Genomic DNA, 19,374 nt, shown 5'->3' with positions numbered 1-19,374 from the left:
CCAACGTTCCGAGAGGTTGTTCGTGTCGGCCAGCACATCCCGTACGCTCCCGCCGGAGATCGCCGAGTCCGTCTCTGTCATGGCTCTCATTGAGCGGGGAAAGGCTGAGGGGCAGATCGCCGGCGATGACGTGCGTCGGGCCTTCGAAGCTGACCAGATTCCGGCCACTCAGTGGAAGAACGTACTGCGCAGCCTCAACCAGATCCTCGAGGAAGAGGGTGTGACGCTGATGGTCAGTGCCGCAGAGCCCAAGCGCACCCGAAAGAGCGTCGCAGCGAAGAGTCCCGCCAAGCGCACCGCCACCAAGACGGTCGCGGCCAAGGCGGTGACCACCAGGAAGGCCACCGCCACCGCCTCGCCGGCGGCACCCGCCGCCGAGCCGGCCGTCGAGGAAGAGGCACCCGCCAAGAAGGCGGCCGCCAAGAAGACGACCGCCAAGAAGGTGGCCGCGAAGAAGGCGCCTGCCAAGAAGACCGCGGCGAAGAAGACCAGCGCCAAGAAGGACGACGTCGAGCTTCTCGAAGAGGAGGTTCTCGAGGAGGCCGCTCCCGGCAAGGCCGGCGAGGAGCCCGAGGGCACGGAGAACGCCGGCTTCGTGCTGTCCGACGATGACGAGGACGACGCGCCCGCCCAGCAGGTCGCCGCTGCCGGTGCCACCGCCGACCCGGTCAAGGACTACCTCAAGCAGATCGGCAAGGTCCCCCTGCTCAACGCCGAGCAGGAGGTCGAGCTCGCCAAGCGCATCGAGGCCGGTCTGTTCGCCGAGGACAAGCTGGCCAACGCCGACAAGCTCGCCCCGAAGCTCAAGCGTGAGCTGGAGATCATCGCCGAGGACGGCCGCCGCGCCAAGAACCACCTGCTGGAGGCCAACCTCCGTCTGGTGGTCTCCCTGGCCAAGCGCTACACCGGCCGCGGCATGCTCTTCCTGGACCTCATTCAGGAGGGCAACCTCGGTCTGATCCGCGCGGTCGAGAAGTTCGACTACACCAAGGGCTACAAGTTCTCCACGTACGCCACCTGGTGGATCCGTCAGGCGATCACCCGCGCCATGGCCGACCAGGCCCGCACCATCCGTATCCCGGTGCACATGGTCGAGGTCATCAACAAGCTCGCGCGCGTGCAGCGCCAGATGCTCCAGGACCTGGGCCGCGAGCCCACCCCGGAGGAGCTGGCCAAGGAGCTCGACATGACCCCGGAGAAGGTCATCGAGGTCCAGAAGTACGGCCGCGAGCCCATCTCGCTGCACACCCCGCTGGGCGAGGACGGCGACAGCGAGTTCGGTGACCTCATCGAGGACTCCGAGGCGGTCGTCCCGGCCGACGCGGTCAGCTTCACACTCCTCCAGGAGCAGCTGCACTCCGTGCTCGACACCCTGTCCGAGCGCGAGGCGGGCGTCGTCTCGATGCGCTTCGGTCTCACCGACGGTCAGCCGAAGACCCTCGACGAGATCGGCAAGGTGTACGGCGTCACGCGTGAGCGGATCCGCCAGATCGAGTCCAAGACCATGTCGAAGCTGCGCCACCCGTCCCGTTCGCAGGTGCTGCGCGACTACCTCGACTGAGTCAGATTCCCACCCGGCGCCCCTGACCTGCTTTTTTTGCGGGTTGGGGGCGCTTTCGTGTGCCAGCACAACGCTGCTGCTCCAGATGTCCCACCGACTTCCACGGCGATGTTCGGCCCTGCAGGTCCAGCGCCCGGTAAGGGGTCACGCTCCTCACGATTCTGCTCGCCCCGGATGCAGCGCCCTCCCCTTGAACCGGCTGGCCGAAACCGGATATCGGACGGGGACCAGCCCGGACAACGACGATCGAACTTTCGCTCAAGGGGGCTTGCCATCCTCTATCTGGTTCTCGCTTGTGACGTGCTGTTCTGGGTCTTCCTCGTCGGCGGCCTGGCGGCGCGCTACGCCGCCGGTTGGCGGCTCCTGGGCGGTGCACTGCTGGGCTGCGTCCCGTTGATCGACGTCGTGCTCCTGGGCGTCACCGTCCTCAGCGTCCGGGACGGCGCGGAGCCGACCGTCTGGCATGGCTTGTCCGCGGCCTATCTCGGCATCACCGTGGTGTACGGCCACCGCACCGTGCGCTGGGCCGACGCGAAGTTCGCCCGCCGCTTCGGCGGGAACGCCACTCCGCCGCGTCCCAGGCTCTACGGCCGTGGTGGACGCGTGGAAGTCCTGGTTCAGGTTCCTGCTGGCCTACGCGATCAGCGTCGGCATGATCTTCGGTCTGGTGGTGCTGGTCGGTGGCCCGGACAAGGGTGCCCCGCTGCTGGTCTGGCTCAACCCGCTCACCAAGGTCCTTGTGTACAGCCTGCTCTGGCCGGTGGTGACCACCCTCTGGCCCGGCAGGGCACCGGAGTCGGTGCAGGACAAGGCAGGCGCAGGCGGCTGAGCCGGCGTCGCATCGGCGGTGTTCAGTGGTGACGTGTCCCTGACGCCCTGCCGTATCTGCTTCCGCGTCTCGGACGGCGGCTACTGGTCGTACTGCTGCCCGGACAGGCGCGGCAACAGGGCGCTCAGTCCCGGAGGTGGGGCTCGATGCCAGTGGCGATTCGCTGAGGACCTTGGCCCACGAGGCTTCGAGCCGTTCCCGCCTGTCGTCAGGAAGCTCGTCCAGCCTGGGGCGGAGGCCCGTCGCGGTCGTAGACGCGGAAGGCCCGGTCCCCCACAGGGAGCCGGGCCTTCGTCATGCCTCTCCGCGGGTGCGGGTCGCAACAAGGTGGATCACTCTGGGTTTCTCGCCGACACCACGGAGTGAGGAGTGTGTATGCGTCGTCGATTTCCCCGGGCCCTGGCCCGATCGCTGGTCGTGGCAGCCGCGGTATCCGCCCTGTCAGTGGGCTCCAGTGCCCCTGTGGCGGCCGACAGGGTCGTCATAGGTGGATTCCCCGTCGACGCGTCGGAGAGCCCGTGGGCGGTGGCCCTGTCCAGTCGTGACCGGTTCGGGGGTACGCGCGCGGGGCAGTTCTGCGGCGGCGTGGCGGTCGGCCGCAGCACCGTGCTCACCGCGGCCCACTGCGTGGACGAGGAGGTCCTGGGAGGTCCACCGGAGCGCGTACGCGACCTCAGGGTCATAGCGGGGCGCACGGACCTGCTCTCGGATCGCGCTGGCCGGGAGGTGGCCGTGCGAGACACCTGGGTGAACCCGGCCTACGACGGTGTCAGCAACGCCGGGGATTTCGCCGTACTCACGCTGGCCGAACCTCTCCCCGTCGGCTCGGTCATCGGCATGGCGGCCGGCGGTGACCCCGCGTACGCCGTGGGCCGGGACGCGACGGTGTACGGATGGGGCGACATCTCGGGCGCAGGGGAGTACCCGAACAGTCTGCGGGCGGCACGCGTGCGTGTGCTCCCCGATGCTCTCTGCGAGGAGGCGTATCCGGGAGGCGCGGACGGCGTCTACGACGCCAGGAGCATGCTGTGCGCCGGGGAAGCGAAGGGGGGCCGGGACGCCTGTCAGGGCGACAGCGGGGGGCCGCTGGTGGCCCAGGGGCGGTTGATCGGGCTCGTGTCCTGGGGGATCGGCTGCGGTCGGGCCGACAGTCCCGGGGTGTACATGCGTGTGTCCCACATCCTGCGCACGCTCGGCTGGGCACGGGCGTGAAGGTTATGCGCAAGCTTGGCCGGCACGGTGTGAAAGAAACCGCGTAGCGGGCGTCCGGGAGGCCCTGCGCGGGCGTGTGGGGACGAGGACGGGCGGCTGCCTCGGTAGTGGAGGCAGCCGCCCGTTCACCGGCCTGTGCCGGGCTGGCTCGTCGTCGGACGCGAGGTGTCAGCGCTCTTCTTCGGAGGCAGTCGCGGGAGCGGTCGTCAGCCGCTCCGTCTCGTCCTGTATCTCAGCGGCGATCTTCTTGAGTTCCGGCTCGAACTTGCGCCCGTGGTGGGCGCAGAAGAGCAGCTCTCCGCCGCTGAGCAGGACGACGCGCAGGTACGCCTGGGCGCCGCAGCGGTCGCAGCGATCAGCGGCCGTCAACTGGCTCGCAGGGGTCAGAACAGTAGTCACGTCGCCTCTTCTCTAGCTCGACGAGCTGTCGTACCAGGGTCAACATCCAACCAGCCCGAAAACGTTCCCGCTCGTGGCTATTCCTCGAAAAAATCTTTGCGAGGCGGCTGTCTGCTGCCGGTTGGCGGCGAATGTGCCGTATTGCGTGTCTATGTGTCTTACGGGGCTTCGCGTTGTATCGGTGGTCGGTCCTCCCGGCTGGGTTGCCGGTTGTTCATGAGGACGTGCCCGGAGCCTAAATGGTTCATGCCTGGAAGGGAACGTGATGTGTGCTTCACTCCAACGAGGGATCGAACAGGCATGCGAGTCTGGACTAGGGTGAGTTTCCGACGAGGGTGGCGTTACAACGGCTCTACCAGGCCTCGGTACCCTCTCACCGGTGACTGAAGCCGCGCCCTTACCCATCAGGGCGCCATCTGAAATTCAGCGAGGAGCGAACCGCGTGACCGCCGAAACGTCCGTGCCGTCCACAGCTCTGCTGGCAGGAGCAGACCGGGACGGTTCCAACTACACCGCGCGGCACCTGCTCGTCCTCGAGGGGCTCGAGGCCGTGCGGAAGCGCCCCGGAATGTATATCGGGTCGACCGACAGCCGTGGCCTGATGCACTGCCTCTGGGAGATCATCGACAACTCCGTCGACGAGGCCCTCGGCGGCTACTGCGACCACATCGAGGTCATCCTCCAGGACGACGGCTCGGTCGAGGTCCGGGACAACGGCCGGGGCATCCCGGTCGACGTCGAGCCCAAGACCGGCCTCTCCGGTGTCGAGGTCGTCATGACCAAGCTGCACGCCGGCGGCAAGTTCGGCGGCGGCTCGTACGCCGCCTCCGGCGGTCTGCACGGCGTGGGCGCCTCCGTGGTGAACGCCCTGTCCGCCCGTCTGGACATCGAGGTGGATCGCGGTGGACACACCCACGCGATCAGCTTCCGGCGCGGTGTCCCCGGCGCCTTCGCCGGGAACGGCCCGGACGCCAAGTTCGAGGCCAAGAGCGGCCTGCGCAAGGCCAAGAAGATCCCGAAGACCCGCACCGGCACGCGCGTGCGGTACTGGGCCGACCGCCAGATCTTCCTCAAGGACGCCAAGCTCTCCCTGGAGAATCTGCACCAGCGCGCCCGCCAGACCGCCTTCCTGGTGCCCGGCCTGACCATCGTCGTGCGCGACGAGTACGGGCTCGGCGAGGGTGGCAGCAAGGGCGAGGAGTCCTTCCGCTTCGACGGCGGAATCAGCGAGTTCTGCGAGTACCTGGCGAACGACAAGCCGATCTGCGACGTCCTCCGCTTCTCCGGACAGGGCAGCTTCAAGGAGACGGTCCCCGTCCTGGACGACCACGGCCAGATGACGCCCACCGAGGTCACCCGCGAACTCGGCGTCGACGTCGCACTGCGCTGGGGGACCGGCTACGACACGACGCTCAGGTCCTTCGTCAACATCATCGCCACCCCCAAGGGCGGTACGCACGTCGCCGGCTTCGAGCAGGCCGTCGCCAAGACGATGAACGAGGTGCTGCGCGCCAAGAAGCTCTTGCGCGTGGCCGAGGACGACATCGTCAAGGACGACGCCCTGGAGGGCCTGACCGCGGTCGTCACCGTGCGTCTCGCCGAGCCGCAGTTCGAAGGCCAGACCAAGGAGGTCCTCGGGACCTCGGCGGCCCGCCGCATCGTGAACAACGTGATCACCAAGGAACTCAAGGCGTTCCTGACGTCCACGAAGCGGGACGCCGCCCAGCAGGCCCGTGTCGTGATGGAGAAGGCCGTCGCCGCGGCCCGTACGCGCATCGCCGCACGGCAGCACAAGGACGCACAGCGTCGCAAGACGGCCCTGGAGTCCTCCTCGCTGCCGGCCAAGCTCGCCGACTGCCGCAGCGACGACGTCGACCGCAGCGAGCTGTTCATCGTCGAGGGCGACTCCGCGCTCGGTACGGCGAAGCTCGCCCGGAACTCCGAGTTCCAGGCGCTGCTGCCGATCCGGGGCAAGATCCTCAACGTCCAGAAGTCGTCTGTGACGGACATGCTCAAGAACGCCGAGTGCGGCGCGATCATCCAGGTCATAGGAGCCGGATCGGGCCGGACCTTCGACATCGACACGGCCCGCTACGGCAAGATCATCATGATGACCGACGCCGACGTCGACGGCTCGCACATCCGCACGCTGCTCCTGACCCTGTTCCACCGCTACATGCGGCCCATGGTCGAGGCCGGCCGGGTCTTCGCGGCGGTGCCGCCGCTGCACCGCATCGAGATCGTCCAGCCGAAGAAGGGCCAGGACAAGTACGTCTACACGTACTCGGACCGGGAACTGCGCGACACGCTTATGGAGCTCCAGAGCAAGGGCATCCGCTACAAGGACTCGATCCAGCGCTACAAGGGTCTCGGCGAGATGGACGCCGACCAGCTGGCCGAGACGACCATGGACCCGCGCCACCGCACTCTGCGCCGGATCAACCTCTCCGACCTCGAGGCCGCCGAGCAGGTCTTCGATCTGCTGATGGGCAACGACGTCGCGCCACGCAAGGAGTTCATCTCCAACTCGGCTGCGACGCTGGATCGGTCGCGGATCGATGCGTAGCCGCTGCGCTGGGCTTTGGCCGGGTAGGGCGGGACTGGGGTGCTGGTGATCTGAGCGGGTCGGGTACTGGTCGGGGCCGGTGCTGGTTGGGTCCTGGTGTGGGCCTGAGCTTGGGCTGACAGAGCAAGGGATCGGCGGGGAGCTTGGGCTGGTTCCAGCTGGTTCCGGGTGGTCCGGCTCAGCTGGAAAGCGCATGGTCCATGCCATGCCTGGTGTACGGCCCGACCGGCTTGGACGCCCCGGCCCGCAGGCGGCTCAGGCCGCCGTGTCCGAGCCGTTTCTCCACCCCTGGGTGGAGAAGCGCCCGGTCGGGGATCCACCCATGATCCACCCGCACTCCGATCCCGTGACCTGGCGATTTCCGTAGCGTCGAAGGCGTCGGCGGCACTGCTGCCGGCATCCCCTTTCTCGCTCACGGAGGTTGTGATGTCCGGGCTCGTCGACGCGCTGGTGATCGTGGTCGTTGCCGTGCTGGTGATCGCCCGGCAGTCTCGGGCGACCCCCATCGAGGGCGAGCGCCGCTGGTGGCTCCTGCCCACGATCCTGGCCGTCGTCGCACTGCGCGAGCCCGGCATACTCGACGCCCATCACCACACGGCCTCGGCGCTGCTGCTCGGCGCCGAACTGCTGCTCGGCGTGGCCACCGGGGCGGGCTGGGCCTGGACCACCCGGATATGGGTGGAGCCGGACGGCACCGTGTGGAGCAAGAGCAGCAGGGCGAGCGCCGCCGTCTGGGGCGCCGGAATCGGATTGCGTGTCGGACTCTTCGCGCTCGGTGCCGCGGTGGGCGTTCACCAGGACAGCTCCGCCCTGCTGCTGGGACTTGCCGGCACCCTGCTCGCGCGGGCCGGAATCCTGGCCCGGCGCGGTCAGTTGCTGCGCCCTGCCGCGAACTCGGGCTGGGCATACGGTGACAGCAGGATGGCGCCTGCGGGGGAGGAGCACGCGTGAAGGAGAACGCCTGGACACGCTGGCCTTCCCAGGAGGCGCTCAGCCGCGAGGGACTCTCACGCTCCCGGTGCCTGCTGGCCTGGACAGTGAGGGCCCTGGTCCTCGGTGTGCTGATGTGGGGTGCCTTCGCCGAGAGCGAGGTGCTTGGCTGGAAGGCGGCGGCCGGAGCCGGAGGAGTACTTCTGGCGGCACTGCTCGCCTGGGTGTTCTTCCGGACCACGCTCCAGCACAAGTTGTGGCCTTCGCTGGCGTCGCTCGCGCTGCTTCAGGGTGTCGCCGTCGCGGCCCAGATGTCGGGCTTCAAAGTCGCGGCCCTGGTCATGTGGTGTGGATGCGCTGTCTCGGCGCTGGAGCGGCTCCCACCGGCAGTCGCCCTCAGCGCAGCGGGCGTGGCACTCGGTTCGTTCGGAGTCGTCAACAGCGACGAAGTGCTGACGTCCGTGGTCACCGGCGTCGGCCTCGCCCTGGCCGGATACACGCTGCGCTTGGACGCCGAGGCCCGCGCCAGCGCTCAGCGGCTGCTCGCCCAGGAGCGGGCCGCGAGCGCCGCCGAGGCGGAGACGGCGGCGCTCGCGGAGCGGGCGCGCATAGCGCGGGAGATTCACGACGTGCTCGCGCACAGCCTGTCTGCCCAGCTCGTGCACTTGGAGGCGGCCCGGCTGCTGATCGAGCGTGGCGGGGAACGAAAGCAGGTTCTCGAACGAGTGGTAGCGGCACGGGAGATGGCGCGCGGTGGGCTCTCCGAGACGCGGCAGGCGCTCTCCGCCCTGCGCGGGGATCTGACCCCGCTGGAGGAGTTCCTGAACCAGTTGGTGGGTACGGCCGACGGCGCCGAGATCACCATCACGGGTGAACGCAGGGCGCTTCCGGTGGAGGCTTCACAGGCTGTGCGCAGAGCGGCTCAGGAGGCTCTGACGAATGCCCGCAAGCACGCCCCGGGCGCCAAGGTGCGCCTGCGGCTCGACTACAGCCCGCGCGAAGTAACCCTGGATGTGCGGGATTCGGGCGGCTCGCCGGGCGAGCTGACCGGTACGGGAGCCGGATACGGTCTGCTGGGCATGCGGGAGCGAGCCGAGTTGCTGGGCGGTTCGTTCGAGGCCGGGCCGGGCAAGGAGGGGTTCGTGGTGACGCTGAAGGTGCCGGTATGACGGAGGACGCCGAGCGGAAGCCCGCTCGGGTGGTGGTCGCGGACGACCAGACCGTGGTGCGGGAGGGCATCGTGATGTTGCTCGGTCTGCTGCCCGGGATCGAGGTCGTCGGTGCGGCGGGGGACGGGGAGGAGGCGGTACGGCTCGTCGCCGAAGTCGCCCCGGACGTGGTGCTGATGGACCTGCGCATGCCTCGCTGCGACGGGGTGGAGGCGACCCGCAGGATCCGCGCGGAGTATCCGGGGACGCAGGTCGTGGTGCTCACGACGTACGCCGATGACGAGTCGCTCTTCCCGGCCCTGGCTGCGGGAGCGCGTGGCTATCTCACGAAGGATGCCGGCGGAGAGGAGATCGTGCGGGCCGTGCACAGCGTGCTGTCGGGGGACGCGGGGCTCTCGCCCAGCATTCAGAGGCGGCTGCTGGAGCGTCTGGCGGAGACCGAGACGAGACCGGCCGCGCCCCCGGAGGCGCCGGACGGGCTCACCGCGCGGGAGACCGAGGTGCTCCTCCTCATCGCCGAGGGGCTCAGCAACCAGGAGATCGGCCGCAGGCTGCATGTCTCCACCGCGACCGTGAAGACCCACATCAACAACCTCTTCGCCAAGACGGGGCTCAAGGACCGTGCGCAGGCGGTGCGTTACGCGTACGGAAAGGGGCTGGTGCGGCCACCAGCGGATTGAGTCACCTGATGGGGTGAAGAGCGAGGGGAAGAAGAGTCGAGGATCTTCCGTTCTGTCCATCCTTGGGCATGCAGCCAAGCAAGGGCCGTCCCGGTAGAGATGGGGCTGGTCAGGAAAGTCCGGTCGAGCGACTCGACGGTGTCGACCCGGGCCCGGCCGAGGAGGCCGGACACCTCAGGTACGACGATCCCTGGTACGACGCCCTCGCCTCCGGCTGGGGCGACTCGGCCGGTGTCGGGGTGCCGGATCCGGCCGTGGTTCCGTCGGCACGCGGGGAGAGCCGGACCGGGGTCGCGGCGGCCGATGTGTATCTGGAGGTGCAGCGCAGCGCGGCCTTCCAGGAGGTGCGGCGGCGGTACCGGAGGTTCGTGGTGCCGGCTTTCGTGGCCTTCTTCGCCTGGTACGTGGGCTACGTCGTGGCTGCCACGACCGCCCCCGAGCTGATGGCCCGGCCGGTGGCGGGAGCCGTGAACGTGGCGCTGGTGGCGGGGCTCGGGCAGTTCCTGACCACGTTCCTGTTCACCTGGGCGTACGCGCGGCACGCGCGCTTGCGCAGGGACCGGGCGGCGCTCGAACTGCGCTGGGACACACAGGAGCTGACGCGTGGCGTGAATGGCGGTGTCTCGTGACGGGTGAACACCAGACGCTGGCACTGCTGCTGTTCAGCGGGTTCGTCGCGGTCACGCTGGCGATCACGACATGGGTGAGCCGCAACCGGCGCGGTTCGGCCGAGGAGTTCTATGCGGGCGGGCGGCTCTTCTCTCCCATGGAGAATGGTTTTGCCATCGCGGGTGACTACATGTCGGCCGCGTCCTTCCTGGGGGTCACCGGACTCATCGCGCTGTTCGGCTACGACGGGCTGCTGTATGTCGTCGGCTTCCTCGTGGCCTGGCTGGTGGTGCTGTTCCTCGTGGCCGAACTGGTCCGCAACTGCGGCCGGTTCACGCTCGCCGACGTCGTGGCGGCGCGGATGAGGGAGCGGCCGGTACGGATTGCGGCGGGAACCTCCTCGGTCACCGTGTCCGTTCTGTATCTGGTGGCGCAGATGGTCGGCGCGGGCAGCCTGGTGGCGCTGCTGCTCGGGGGCACGAGCGGGGCGGCGCGGGCCTGGACCGTCATCGGGGTCGGCGCGCTCATGGTGATCTATGTGTCGTTGGGAGGGATGCGGGCGACGACGTGGATCCAGATCGTCAAAGCCGTCCTGCTGCTCGGCGGCACGATCGCGCTGACGGCGCTCGTCCTGGTGCGCTTCCACGGCGACCTGGACCGGCTGCTGCTCACGGCGGCCGAGCGCAGCGGTCACGGGGAGGCGTTTCTGGCGCCCGGGCTGAAGTACGGCGGGGACTGGACCGCCCGTTTGGACTTCATCAGTCTGGGGCTGGCCCTGGTGTTCGGCACGGCCGGGCTGCCGCACATCCTGTCCCGGTTCTACACAGTGCCCACCGCGTGCGCCGCACGCCGCTCGGTCGTCTGGGCCGTCGGGCTCATCGGCGGTTTCTACCTGATGACGATCGTGCTCGGATTCGGCGCGGCTGCCATCGTGGGGCCCGACGCGGTACGCGGGTCGAATGCGGCCGGGAACACGGCTGTTCCACTGCTGGCGCTCGATCTGGGCGGCGGTGCCGGATCCACCGGCGGAACGGTTCTCTTCGCGATCGTCGCCGCGGTCGCCTTCGCCACGATCCTCGCCGTGGTCGCCGGGATCACGCTCGCGTCCTCGGCGTCGGTGGCCCACGACCTGTACGCGTCCCTGCGGCGCCGGGGCGGTAAGCCCCGCAGCGAGGTGGCCGTGGCCCGTGTCGCGGCCGTCGGGGTCGGCGTGGTGGCGATCGCCCTCGGTCTGCTGGCGCGGGATCTCAACGTCGCGTTTCTGGTGGGTCTCGCCTTCGCCGTCGCCGCGTCGGCGAACCTTCCGGTGCTGCTGTACTCCCTGTTCTGGCGCGGCTTCACCACACGGGGCGCAGTGTGGGCCGTCTACGGCGGTCTGGTCCCGGCCGTGGTGCTCGTGGTGCTGTCCCCGGTGGTCTCCGGAAGCCCCGACTCGCTGTTCCCGAACGTCGACCTCCAGTATTTCCCGTTGCAGAACCCGGGCCTGGTCTCGATCCCGTTGGGCTTCCTCGCGGGCTGGCTGGGCACTGTCACCTCGGCGGAGATCCCGGACGAGGCCAGGCACGCGGAGACCGAGGTGCGGTCGCTGACCGGGGCGGGAGCGGCGTAGAGGCGGTGCCTTCACCGGCGTACGGTTACGGCGCCACCCACGCGTAACGGTGTTCCGGCCGACCCGTGTCTGCGCACTTGAGGCAGAGGCGCAGGCGGCCGGACTGCTCCAGGCGGCTCAGTCCTGTCTCGGCGGCGACCTCGTGGGCGGAGAGCGGGTGGTCGACGCGGTGCAGGACGCGGCAGATAGCTCCGTCGTCGGCTCCGAGTGGCCACTCGGCGGCCCCGGTGACGCGAGGGCCGGGGGTGGTGCGCAGGGCCCTGAAGATCCGATGTCGGTGCCGTGGCCAGGACCAGATCGATCCCTCCACGCTGCACCGTCGCCAGAGCCTGGGCAGCGCTGTGCGCGCGGGCCGCCACGCGTTGAGAAGGTGCTCAAGGCGTTCAACCTCGACGTCAGGAAAGCCAAGATCAACCTTGCCCGGACCTACACGACGGAGTTCGCGAAGAAGGCCACGGGCTGACCGCGGACAAGGCCACGGGCTGAGGCCGTAGGATCTGTCTGAATCCTGCGGGTCGATACACCTAGGCGCGAGTCGCCCACACGTAACGGTGTTCCGGGCGGCCCGCGTCGCCGTACTTGAGGGTCAGCCTGGCCCGTCCCGTGCGCTCCAGGAGCTTCAGATAGCGCTGGGCGGTCTGGCGGCTCACTCCGGTCCGCTCGGCGATCTCCTGGGCGGACAGAGGCCCGTCGGCGTTCATCAGGGACTGACGGACCAGCTCCGCGGTGGTGGGGGAGTGACCCTTGGGCAGGTCCGGCTCAGAGGGGGCCGACAGGGCCCCGAAGATGCGGTCCACCTCGGCCTGCTCCGCCTCCCCGCCGCCGTCGAGGGTGCGGCGCAGCTCCGCGTACGCCTCCAGCTTGGAGCGCAGGCCGGCGAAGGCGAACGGCTTGACCAGGTACTGCAGCGCGCCGTGCCGCATGGCCGCCTGCACGGTGGTCACGTCCCGGGCCGCCGTCACCATGATCACGTCGGTCTGGTGGCCGCGCCGGCGCATCTCCTGGACGACCGCGAGCCCCGTCTCGTCGGGCAGGTAGTGGTCCATGAGCACCAGGTCGAGCCGGGGCAACGTCTCCAGCTGGCGCAGCGCGTCCGCGGCGCTGTGGGCCTCGCCGGCGACATGGAAGCCCGGCACCTTCTCGACGTAGGCGGCGTTGACCCGCGCGACCCTGGTGTCGTCGTCCACGACCAGGACCTCGATCATCACGACTCCTCCTTGGCGGTCTGCGAAGCTGACGGCACGGTCAGGGCCGGTTCCGGACCCGGCTCGGTCAGCGCCTCGGGCAGGACGACGATGAACTCCGCACCCCCGCCGTGCGCTTCGCCGACGGTCGCGCTGCCCCCCTGCCGCTCGGCGAGCCTGCGCACCAGGGAGAGCCCGATGCCCCGCTCGCGGTGCGCGGGCGGCTTCTTCGTGGACCATCCCTCGGTGAAGATCAACTCACGGTGCTCCGGCGGGATTCCCGGGCCCGTGTCGCGCACCCGGAGGATCGCCGTACGACCCTCGGCGCGCAGTTCGACCTCCACGCGCGCGTGCGGCTTGCCCGCCACGGCGTCGAGGGCGTTGTCCACCAGGTTGCCGACGACGGTGACGAGCCCTTGGGGATCGATCAGCCGGTCGGGCAGCCGGGTCCGGTCCGACACCCACAGCGCGACGCCCTTCTCGGCCGCGACGGTCGCCTTGCCGACCAACAGGGCGGCGAGCAGCGGGTCCTCGATCCGCTCGGTGACCTGTTCCGCGGTGGCCCGGTGGTCACCGACCACTTCGCCGACGAACTCGACGGCGTCGTCGTACATCTCCAGTTCGAGCAGCCCCAGGAGTGTGTGCATACGGTTGGCGTGCTCGTGGTCCTGGGCGCGCAGGGCGTCGATCAGGCCGCGGGTGGAGTCGAGCTCGCGGCCCAGCTGCTCCAGCTCGGTGCGGTCGCGCAGGGTGGCCACGGCGCCGCCGTCGTCGGTGGGCATACGGTTGGCGACCAGCACCCGCTGGCCCCGGACGGTGAGCAGGTCCGTGCCCTTCACGCGCCCGGCCAGCACGTCGGCCGTACGGCCCGCGCCGAGCGCCTCGTCGGGGGAACGGCCCACCACCGCGTCCCCGATGCCCAGCAGGCGCTGCGCCTCGTCGTTGACCAGGCGGATGCGGCCGGTGCGGTCCAAGGCGACGACGCCCTCCCGGATGCCGTGCAGCATCGCCTCGCGTTCCGACAGGAGCGACGCGATGTCCGAGAAGGCCAGGTCCCTGGTCTGCCGCTGGACCCGCCGGGAGATGAGCCACGCGGCCAGCGCGCCTACGGCCAGGGCACCGCCGGCGTACGCGAGCAGCCCCGGGATCGCGTGGATCAGCCGGGCCCGGACGCTGTCGTAGGCGATGCCGACCGAGACGGCGCCGACGACCGTGCCGTCGCTGTCACGCAGCGGCACCTTGCCGCGGGCGGAGCGGCCCAGGGTGCCGCTGTCGATCTCCATAACCTCCCTGCCGGCCAGGGCCTGGCCGGGGTCGGTCGACACGATGCCGCCGATCTGCTTCGGGTCGGTGTGCGACCAGCGCACGCCCCGCCAGTCCATCACCACGATGTACTCGGCCTTGGTGGCCTTCCGGATCCGCTCGGCCTCCTTCTGCACCGGACCGTTCGGTGAGGGAGGAGTGTCCCGCACCTCCCTCGCGAGGCCCGGCTGCTGCGCGGTGGTCTGCGCGATGGCGAGCGCGCGGCGCATCGCCTGGTCGTCCAGCTGGTCGCTCAGGGGCGCGAGGAACAGCCCGGTCGCGAGGACCGCGACTCCCGCGGCGATCGCCACCTGCATCAGCAGCACCTGCGAGAACACCCGCCGGGGCAGGCCGAGGCGCAGGCGGCGTGCGGGGGGAGTGGGGCTCATACCCAAGAAGGTACGTGGGGCTGCCTACCTGCCGTAATGGGTGTGGCGTGGATCTCTTGATCAATGCTTGAGGAGACGGTCCGGACCGCGGCCGGCGGACCGGTCAGCTCGCGAGCGCCGTCGTCACCCTCACCTCGCGCACCGCCACCACGTCCATCCGCGCGGGTGAACCGAGGACCGCCGCTCCGCAGCTCTCCGGCCGGGGCGGCAGGGCCGCGCCCTGGGCCACCTCGACCTGCCAGCGGCGCCCGTCGGCGTGGGCGACGGTCACCTCCCAGCGCGGGGCCGCGCCGGCCGTCCGTACGACGCTCAGCGCCTCCGCGGCGTATTCACCGGTCCGGGTGCGCACGGCGAGCTCGGCGGCCTGACCGGGCCGTTCCCAGGCCGAGCTGCCCCGACACCCCTCCACGACGATCCGCCCCTCCCGCGCGCCGTGCAGGACCTCCTTGAGGGTGTGTGCCTCGGCCCGGCCGTACGCGTATCCGTACGGCAGCACGAGCACCGTCGGGGAGAAGCGGTGACCACCCAGATGGGTGACCTCCCAGACGCCCTCGACGCCGGACGTGGCGAGTTCGGCCGCGAGGGGCCGGCCGAGGAGGGCGCAGCAGCGGTCGCGCTTGCCGTTGGTGCAGACGAGGGCGAGCGGATCACCGTCGTGGGGCCGTCCGCCGAGCACCGCGTCGAAGGAGCGGTGCTCGCCCCGGCCGAGCGCGGCGAAGTCGAGATCGAGGAGCTGCCCGGGATCCGAGGTCGTGGCGCCGTGCAGCCACACGTTTCCCGGAACGGTGTGGGCCGCGTACACCCGGCGTGTGGCGGGCATCCGGCGGTCCGCGTGGCGTCCGGGGCGGCGGATGAGCGCGATCCGCACGCCCGTGTCCTTCGCGGCGGCCTCCAGGGCACGGCCCAGCGCGGGGTCCAGGTGGCTCGAAGTGAGCGCCTTGGCACCCCACGGACCGGGCTGTTCCAGCAGCAGCCAGGTCTTCGCGGTGGCCGCGGTTCCCGAAACGGGCTCGTCGGAGTCCCGGGACACGCTTGAGCACGTACTCACAGAGGTGAGCCTAACCTGACTTGGCTCACGGCGACTCTCGGCCCCCGCCCTGCGCTACTCCGGTAGTGGCTGGGGCGGCTTCGGACCCGCGTAGAGCCCGCTCGGGCGCATGCGCAGCGGGCGCTCGCCGTACTCCTCCAGGGCGTGGGCGATCCAGCCCGCCGTACGGGCCACCGCGAAGATCGTCTCGCCCGCGGTCGGGGGCATGCCGCAGGACGTGGTGAACACGGCGAGCGCCAGGTCGACGTTGGCGTGCAGCGGGGCGTGGCGGGCGGTGGTCTCGACGATGTCCCGGGCCGCGAGGAGGGCGGGTTCCGCGCGCGGGATCTGCTCCAGGAGGCCGAACAGGGCACGCGCGCGTGGGTCCTCGCCCGGGTAGAGCCGGTGGCCGAGTCCCGGGATGCGGCGGCCGGCGCGCAGTTCGTCCGCGATCACGGGCGCGGCGTCGCCCTGGTCGAGCACGTCGACGAGCAGCCGGTGGGCGAGCCCGCTGGCCGCGCCGTGCAGCGGGCCCTCGATCACACCGAGTCCGGCGGAGACCGCCGCGTAGGCGTGGGCACGAGCCGACGCGGCGACGCGCACCGCGAGCGTGGAGGCGGCCAGGTCGTGGTCGACGAGGAGGGCGAGGGCGGTGTCCAGCGCGCGCAGGGACGCCTCGTCGGGGTCCTTGCGCGGCGACAGCCGGGTCCACAGACGGTGGGCCAGGGGTCCCTTGTCGCGGCGGTCGTGCCCCGCCGGTGGCAGAGCGTCGACGAGCGTGGGAATGAGGGTGCGCGCCGTGCCGAGCACGGCGTCCTCGGACAGGTCGAAGCGCAGCGGGTCGGCGGTCGCGGCGGCGATCGTCGCGACGCGCAGCAGGTCGGTGGGCGCGGCGTGTTCGGGCAGCGCGTCGACGGCGCGGCGGGCGACGGCGACCGAGGCGGCCGGCGCGGTGAACGTGTTGCCCGGCCGCATCCGGCCCGTCCACAGCCACTCGGCGACCTCCTCGTAGGTGTGCCGCATGGCCAGGTCGACCGCGTCGACACCGCGGTAGTAGTAGCGGTCGCTCTCGATGAGCGTGATGCGGGTCCGTACGGACAACTCACCGCCGGAGGGGGAACTTGCCGTGCTGTCCCGCCTGTTGCGCCGGGCGAGCGCCTCGACTTCCCCGGCGTCGAAGGTGCTGCCCCGTCCGCCGGTCACCCGTCGGCTGCTGAGCTGACCGCGGCTCACGTACGCGTACACGGTCTCCGGCTTCACACCGAGCAGCTCGGCGGCCTCCTTGGTGCTCAGCCGCCGTTCCGCGTCGAGGGGGGCGGGTTCTTGATCGCGCATGGGGGTCACCGTATCCGTCTAGCGGACCATTGACTGATGTATTGATCCAATCAATATTGACACGGATTAAGTCAACCATGGACAGTCGAATCAAGTCCAGGGAGGAAGACATGTCCGTCAACAGGCCCGCAACCGCTCTCATCGACGCACCACGGGGACTCGCCGGTGTCGTCGTCACCGACACCCGAATCGGTGACGTCCGTGGCGTCGAGGGCTTCTACCACTACCGGCAGTACTCCGCCGTCGACCTCGCGCGGACCCGCGCCTTCGAGGACGTCTGGCACCTGCTCGTACACGGCGAACTGCCGGACGCCGGGCGGAGCGCGGCCTTCGCGGCGCAGACCGCGGCGCTGCGGCGGCTGCCCGACGAGGTGCGAGCGGCGCTGCCGGCCATCGCGGCGGCCGGCGGGCGCTCCGGCCCGCTCGCCGGGATGCGCACGGCGCTGTCGCTGCTGGGCGCGGCCAAGGGCTTCCGGCCCGTGTACGACATCGATGCCGACCGGCGCAGGCTGGACACCCTGGAGGCGGCCGCGGCCGTACCCACGCTGCTCACCGCGCTGCACCGGCTGGGGAAGGGGCTCGAGCCGGTGGAGCCGCGCGAGGACCTGTCCTACGCGGCCAACTACCTGTACATGTTGACCGGTTCGGTGCCGACCGAGCAGCACGCACGGGCGATCGAGCAATACCTGATCTCAACCATTGACCACGGATTCAATGCGTCAACGTTCACGGCTCGGGTCATCGCGTCGACGGGTGCGGATGTGGCGGCGTGCCTCGTCGGTGCGGTGGCGGCGCTGTCGGGGCCGTTGCACGGGGGCGCGCCCAGTCGGGCGCTGGACACTCTGGACGCGATCGGCACCCCGGACCGTATCGACTCCTGGGTGCGGCAGCGGGTGCTCGCAGGTGAGCGCATCATGGGCTTCGGGCACGCGATCTACCGCACGGAGGACCCGCGGTCACGGATGCTGCGCGAGGTCGCCCAGGAGTTCGGCGGTCCGCGGGTGGACTTCGCCGTGGAGGTCGAGCGGCACGTCGAGGCGATCCTGGCGGAGCTGAAGCCCGGCCGTGAACTCCACACCAACGTCGAGTACTACGCGGGTGTGGTCATGGAACTCTGCGGCCTGCCCAGGGAGATGTTCACACCGACGTTCGCCGCGGCGCGGGCGGTGGGCTGGAGCGCCAACGTCCTTGAGCAGGCGGAGGACACGAAGATCATCAGGCCGGTGGCGCGCTATGTGGGACCGGAGGCGCCGGCGCCAGTGCCTGCCTGAGCCGCGGGGGGGCGGGGGGGGGGGGGGGGGCGCGCGGGGGGGGGGGCCCCGGGGGCCCCGCCGGCCCCGCCCGCGGGGCGGCGCCCCAGGGGGCCCGGGGGGGCGCGGCCCCCGGGGCCGCGGCCCCCGGGGGCCCCCCGGCCGCCCCCGCCCCCCCGGGGGCGGGCCCCTCCGGGCCCCCCGCGGCGCCGTCCCGACGGGTACCTGACCCTTCGGCTCGACGGGCATCCGACGCGATCAGGCGTCAGGAATGTCGCCCTTGGCGTCGATGAGCGTCTTGCGCGTGACCACGACGATGCGCTCGTAGTCGGCCCTGGATGCGTCGCCGGGGAGCTTTCCGTCGAGTTCTTCCGTGACGTCGGTGCCGATCACAGCGAACCGGCCGTCGGACAGCTCGAAGATATCGGGGCAATTGGCACCAGTCGCACTTCCCCGCGCGCTGGGAGGGGTGCCAATCCGACGGATGATGTGGCTCACTGTTCTGGCGTTCCTTTTGATCTCGAGGCTTGGTGCGCACTGTAGCCTGCGGTGCGATGCGGCCCTGTGGGGCCGCGGCCTCGACAACCGGGCGGCGTGGAGCGGCGGTTCGGCGGTGGTCGACCCGGTTCGCGGGATGTGCAGTAGTCAACCTTGTTGGTACCTGGGGAAACGCGCCGGTTTATGGGTTCGTTACCGCCCAGCCGTGTGATGCCTTCCGGAGAGTGATCCGGAGGTACGGCGCTTACGGCAGAGCTCCGCACTATTCGCTCGGCGGTTCCCCGACCACCCACCACTCGTCGGTGTCCGCCTCCTCCAACTGCGCGAGAAGATCGTCGACCATGCGTCCGAGCCTGGCCTCCTCCGAGGAGCCGACGAGCGTCGCCCGATGCGGGAGGGAGGCGTACCAGTACTCCCTGAAGACGGGGTTCTGAAGCATGCTCCGGGCGAAGCCGAAGAACTCCTCCCGGCTCATGTTGCCCATGCGGTAGTAGCACAGGGCGTTCGTGTAGAGGGCGTTGGCGAAGAGGAACTGGCGGAGTTTCCTGGGCGAGACGGTCCCGTCGTACGCGTCCAGCACCTCGGCCAGCTCCGGGTCGTCCATCGCCTTGCTCAGCAACTCCCAGTGCAGGCGCTGCTGGTGGGCGAAGTTGGTCCGGCGCTGTGACTGTGCGGCCTCCTCAAGGTGCTCGATCCGTGCACGCAACGCGTGGTACGTGGGCCACCGCGCGGCCATGGCGAGCGCGGCGCCCGCCGCCAGGACGATCCCTGCCGAGGCGGTGGCGCCCAGCCCCCGAAAGCTCAAATTCCGTGTGCTCATGTCAA

Annotated in this window: 17 protein-coding genes and 1 pseudogene; 10 read left to right on the top strand and 8 right to left on the bottom strand. The window is 70.2% G+C overall.

Annotated features, from left to right (window positions below):
• Window positions 1-22: 22 nt before the first annotated feature.
• From ACIBNA_RS22855 to ACIBNA_RS22845, 3 genes are all read left to right on the top strand, one after another.
• Window positions 23-1,561, top strand: a complete 1,539-nt coding sequence (locus ACIBNA_RS22855) for an RNA polymerase sigma factor (protein ID WP_399166986.1) — start codon at window positions 23-25, stop codon at window positions 1,559-1,561.
• A gap of 592 nt (window positions 1,562-2,153) precedes the next feature.
• Window positions 2,154-2,390 (top strand): hypothetical protein, encoded by a 237-nt coding sequence (locus ACIBNA_RS22850; RefSeq protein ID WP_399166985.1) that lies wholly within the window; start codon window positions 2,154-2,156, stop codon window positions 2,388-2,390.
• Between the two features lie 375 nt (window positions 2,391-2,765).
• Window positions 2,766-3,602: a S1 family peptidase gene (locus ACIBNA_RS22845; RefSeq protein ID WP_399166984.1), complete on the top strand. Its 837-nt coding sequence runs from the start codon at window positions 2,766-2,768 to the stop codon at window positions 3,600-3,602.
• A gap of 168 nt (window positions 3,603-3,770) precedes the next feature.
• Here the strand turns inward: ACIBNA_RS22845 and ACIBNA_RS22840 are convergent, their stop codons facing one another.
• Window positions 3,771-4,001 carry a hypothetical protein gene (locus ACIBNA_RS22840; RefSeq protein ID WP_399166983.1) on the bottom strand — a complete coding sequence of 77 codons (231 nt, stop codon included), beginning with the start codon at window positions 3,999-4,001 and terminating at the stop codon, window positions 3,771-3,773.
• A 442-nt stretch (window positions 4,002-4,443) separates the two neighbouring features.
• On the opposite strand from ACIBNA_RS22840, the gene ACIBNA_RS22835 reads away from it, so the two are divergent.
• From ACIBNA_RS22835 to ACIBNA_RS22810, 6 genes are all read left to right on the top strand, one after another.
• A complete protein-coding gene (locus ACIBNA_RS22835; protein WP_399166982.1) occupies window positions 4,444-6,567 on the top strand; it encodes a type IIA DNA topoisomerase subunit B in 2,124 nt (707 codons plus the stop codon).
• A 426-nt stretch (window positions 6,568-6,993) separates the two neighbouring features.
• Window positions 6,994-7,518: a DUF1453 domain-containing protein gene (locus ACIBNA_RS22830; protein WP_399166981.1), complete on the top strand. Its 525-nt coding sequence runs from the start codon at window positions 6,994-6,996 to the stop codon at window positions 7,516-7,518.
• The gene (locus tag ACIBNA_RS22825; protein WP_399166980.1) at window positions 7,515-8,666 is read left to right on the top strand and encodes a sensor histidine kinase; all 1,152 of its coding nucleotides are present in this window, start codon (window positions 7,515-7,517) and stop codon (window positions 8,664-8,666) included. Before ACIBNA_RS22830 ends, ACIBNA_RS22825 begins: the two co-directional genes overlap by 4 nt.
• A complete protein-coding gene (locus ACIBNA_RS22820; protein WP_399166979.1) occupies window positions 8,663-9,346 on the top strand; it encodes a response regulator in 684 nt (227 codons plus the stop codon). Before ACIBNA_RS22825 ends, ACIBNA_RS22820 begins: the two co-directional genes overlap by 4 nt.
• A 68-nt stretch (window positions 9,347-9,414) precedes the next feature.
• Window positions 9,415-9,975 (top strand): DUF485 domain-containing protein, encoded by a 561-nt coding sequence (locus ACIBNA_RS22815; protein ID WP_399166978.1) that lies wholly within the window; start codon window positions 9,415-9,417, stop codon window positions 9,973-9,975.
• Window positions 9,972-11,564 carry a cation acetate symporter gene (locus ACIBNA_RS22810; protein WP_399166977.1) on the top strand — a complete coding sequence of 531 codons (1,593 nt, stop codon included), beginning with the start codon at window positions 9,972-9,974 and terminating at the stop codon, window positions 11,562-11,564. The genes ACIBNA_RS22815 and ACIBNA_RS22810 overlap by 4 nt, the downstream gene beginning before the upstream one ends.
• A 25-nt stretch (window positions 11,565-11,589) precedes the next feature.
• Here ACIBNA_RS22810 and ACIBNA_RS22805 read toward each other — a convergent pair.
• From ACIBNA_RS22805 to ACIBNA_RS22785, 5 genes and pseudogenes are all read right to left on the bottom strand, one after another.
• A pseudogene (locus tag ACIBNA_RS22805) lies at window positions 11,590-11,835 on the bottom strand (two-component system response regulator); the annotation flags it as partial.
• A gap of 253 nt (window positions 11,836-12,088) precedes the next feature.
• The gene (locus ACIBNA_RS22800; RefSeq protein WP_274822198.1) at window positions 12,089-12,769 is read right to left on the bottom strand and encodes a response regulator; all 681 of its coding nucleotides are present in this window, start codon (window positions 12,767-12,769) and stop codon (window positions 12,089-12,091) included.
• Window positions 12,769-14,439 carry an ATP-binding protein gene (locus ACIBNA_RS22795; RefSeq protein ID WP_399166976.1) on the bottom strand — a complete coding sequence of 557 codons (1,671 nt, stop codon included), beginning with the start codon at window positions 14,437-14,439 and terminating at the stop codon, window positions 12,769-12,771. The genes ACIBNA_RS22800 and ACIBNA_RS22795 overlap by 1 nt, the downstream gene beginning before the upstream one ends.
• Window positions 14,440-14,542: 103 nt before the next feature.
• Window positions 14,543-15,487, bottom strand: a complete 945-nt coding sequence (locus ACIBNA_RS22790; RefSeq protein ID WP_399166975.1) for a sucrase ferredoxin — start codon at window positions 15,485-15,487, stop codon at window positions 14,543-14,545.
• A 54-nt stretch (window positions 15,488-15,541) separates the two neighbouring features.
• Window positions 15,542-16,801 (bottom strand): citrate synthase family protein, encoded by a 1,260-nt coding sequence (locus ACIBNA_RS22785; protein WP_399166974.1) that lies wholly within the window; start codon window positions 16,799-16,801, stop codon window positions 15,542-15,544.
• Window positions 16,802-16,911: 110 nt separating this feature from the next.
• Between ACIBNA_RS22785 and ACIBNA_RS22780 the strand changes: the two genes are divergently transcribed.
• Window positions 16,912-18,072 carry a citrate synthase/methylcitrate synthase gene (locus ACIBNA_RS22780; protein WP_399166973.1) on the top strand — a complete coding sequence of 387 codons (1,161 nt, stop codon included), beginning with the start codon at window positions 16,912-16,914 and terminating at the stop codon, window positions 18,070-18,072.
• A 237-nt stretch (window positions 18,073-18,309) separates the two neighbouring features.
• Here the strand turns inward: ACIBNA_RS22780 and ACIBNA_RS22775 are convergent, their stop codons facing one another.
• Together ACIBNA_RS22775 and ACIBNA_RS22770 are read right to left on the bottom strand one after the other, a co-directional pair.
• On the bottom strand, window positions 18,310-18,549 hold the full coding sequence (locus ACIBNA_RS22775; RefSeq protein WP_399166972.1) for a hypothetical protein: 240 nt from the start codon (window positions 18,547-18,549) through the stop codon (window positions 18,310-18,312).
• A gap of 262 nt (window positions 18,550-18,811) precedes the next feature.
• Complete coding sequence (locus ACIBNA_RS22770) at window positions 18,812-19,369, bottom strand: DUF6082 family protein (RefSeq protein ID WP_399166971.1); 558 nt, start codon at window positions 19,367-19,369, stop codon at window positions 18,812-18,814.
• Window positions 19,370-19,374: the final 5 nt, after the last annotated feature.

The organism is Streptomyces sp. NPDC050164 (assembly GCF_044459945.1).
GTDB lineage: Bacteria > Actinomycetota > Actinomycetes > Streptomycetales > Streptomycetaceae > Streptomyces > Streptomyces coeruleorubidus_A.
Note: the sequence above shows the minus strand (reverse complement) of the source record. Positions and strands in the feature narration are given on the sequence as shown.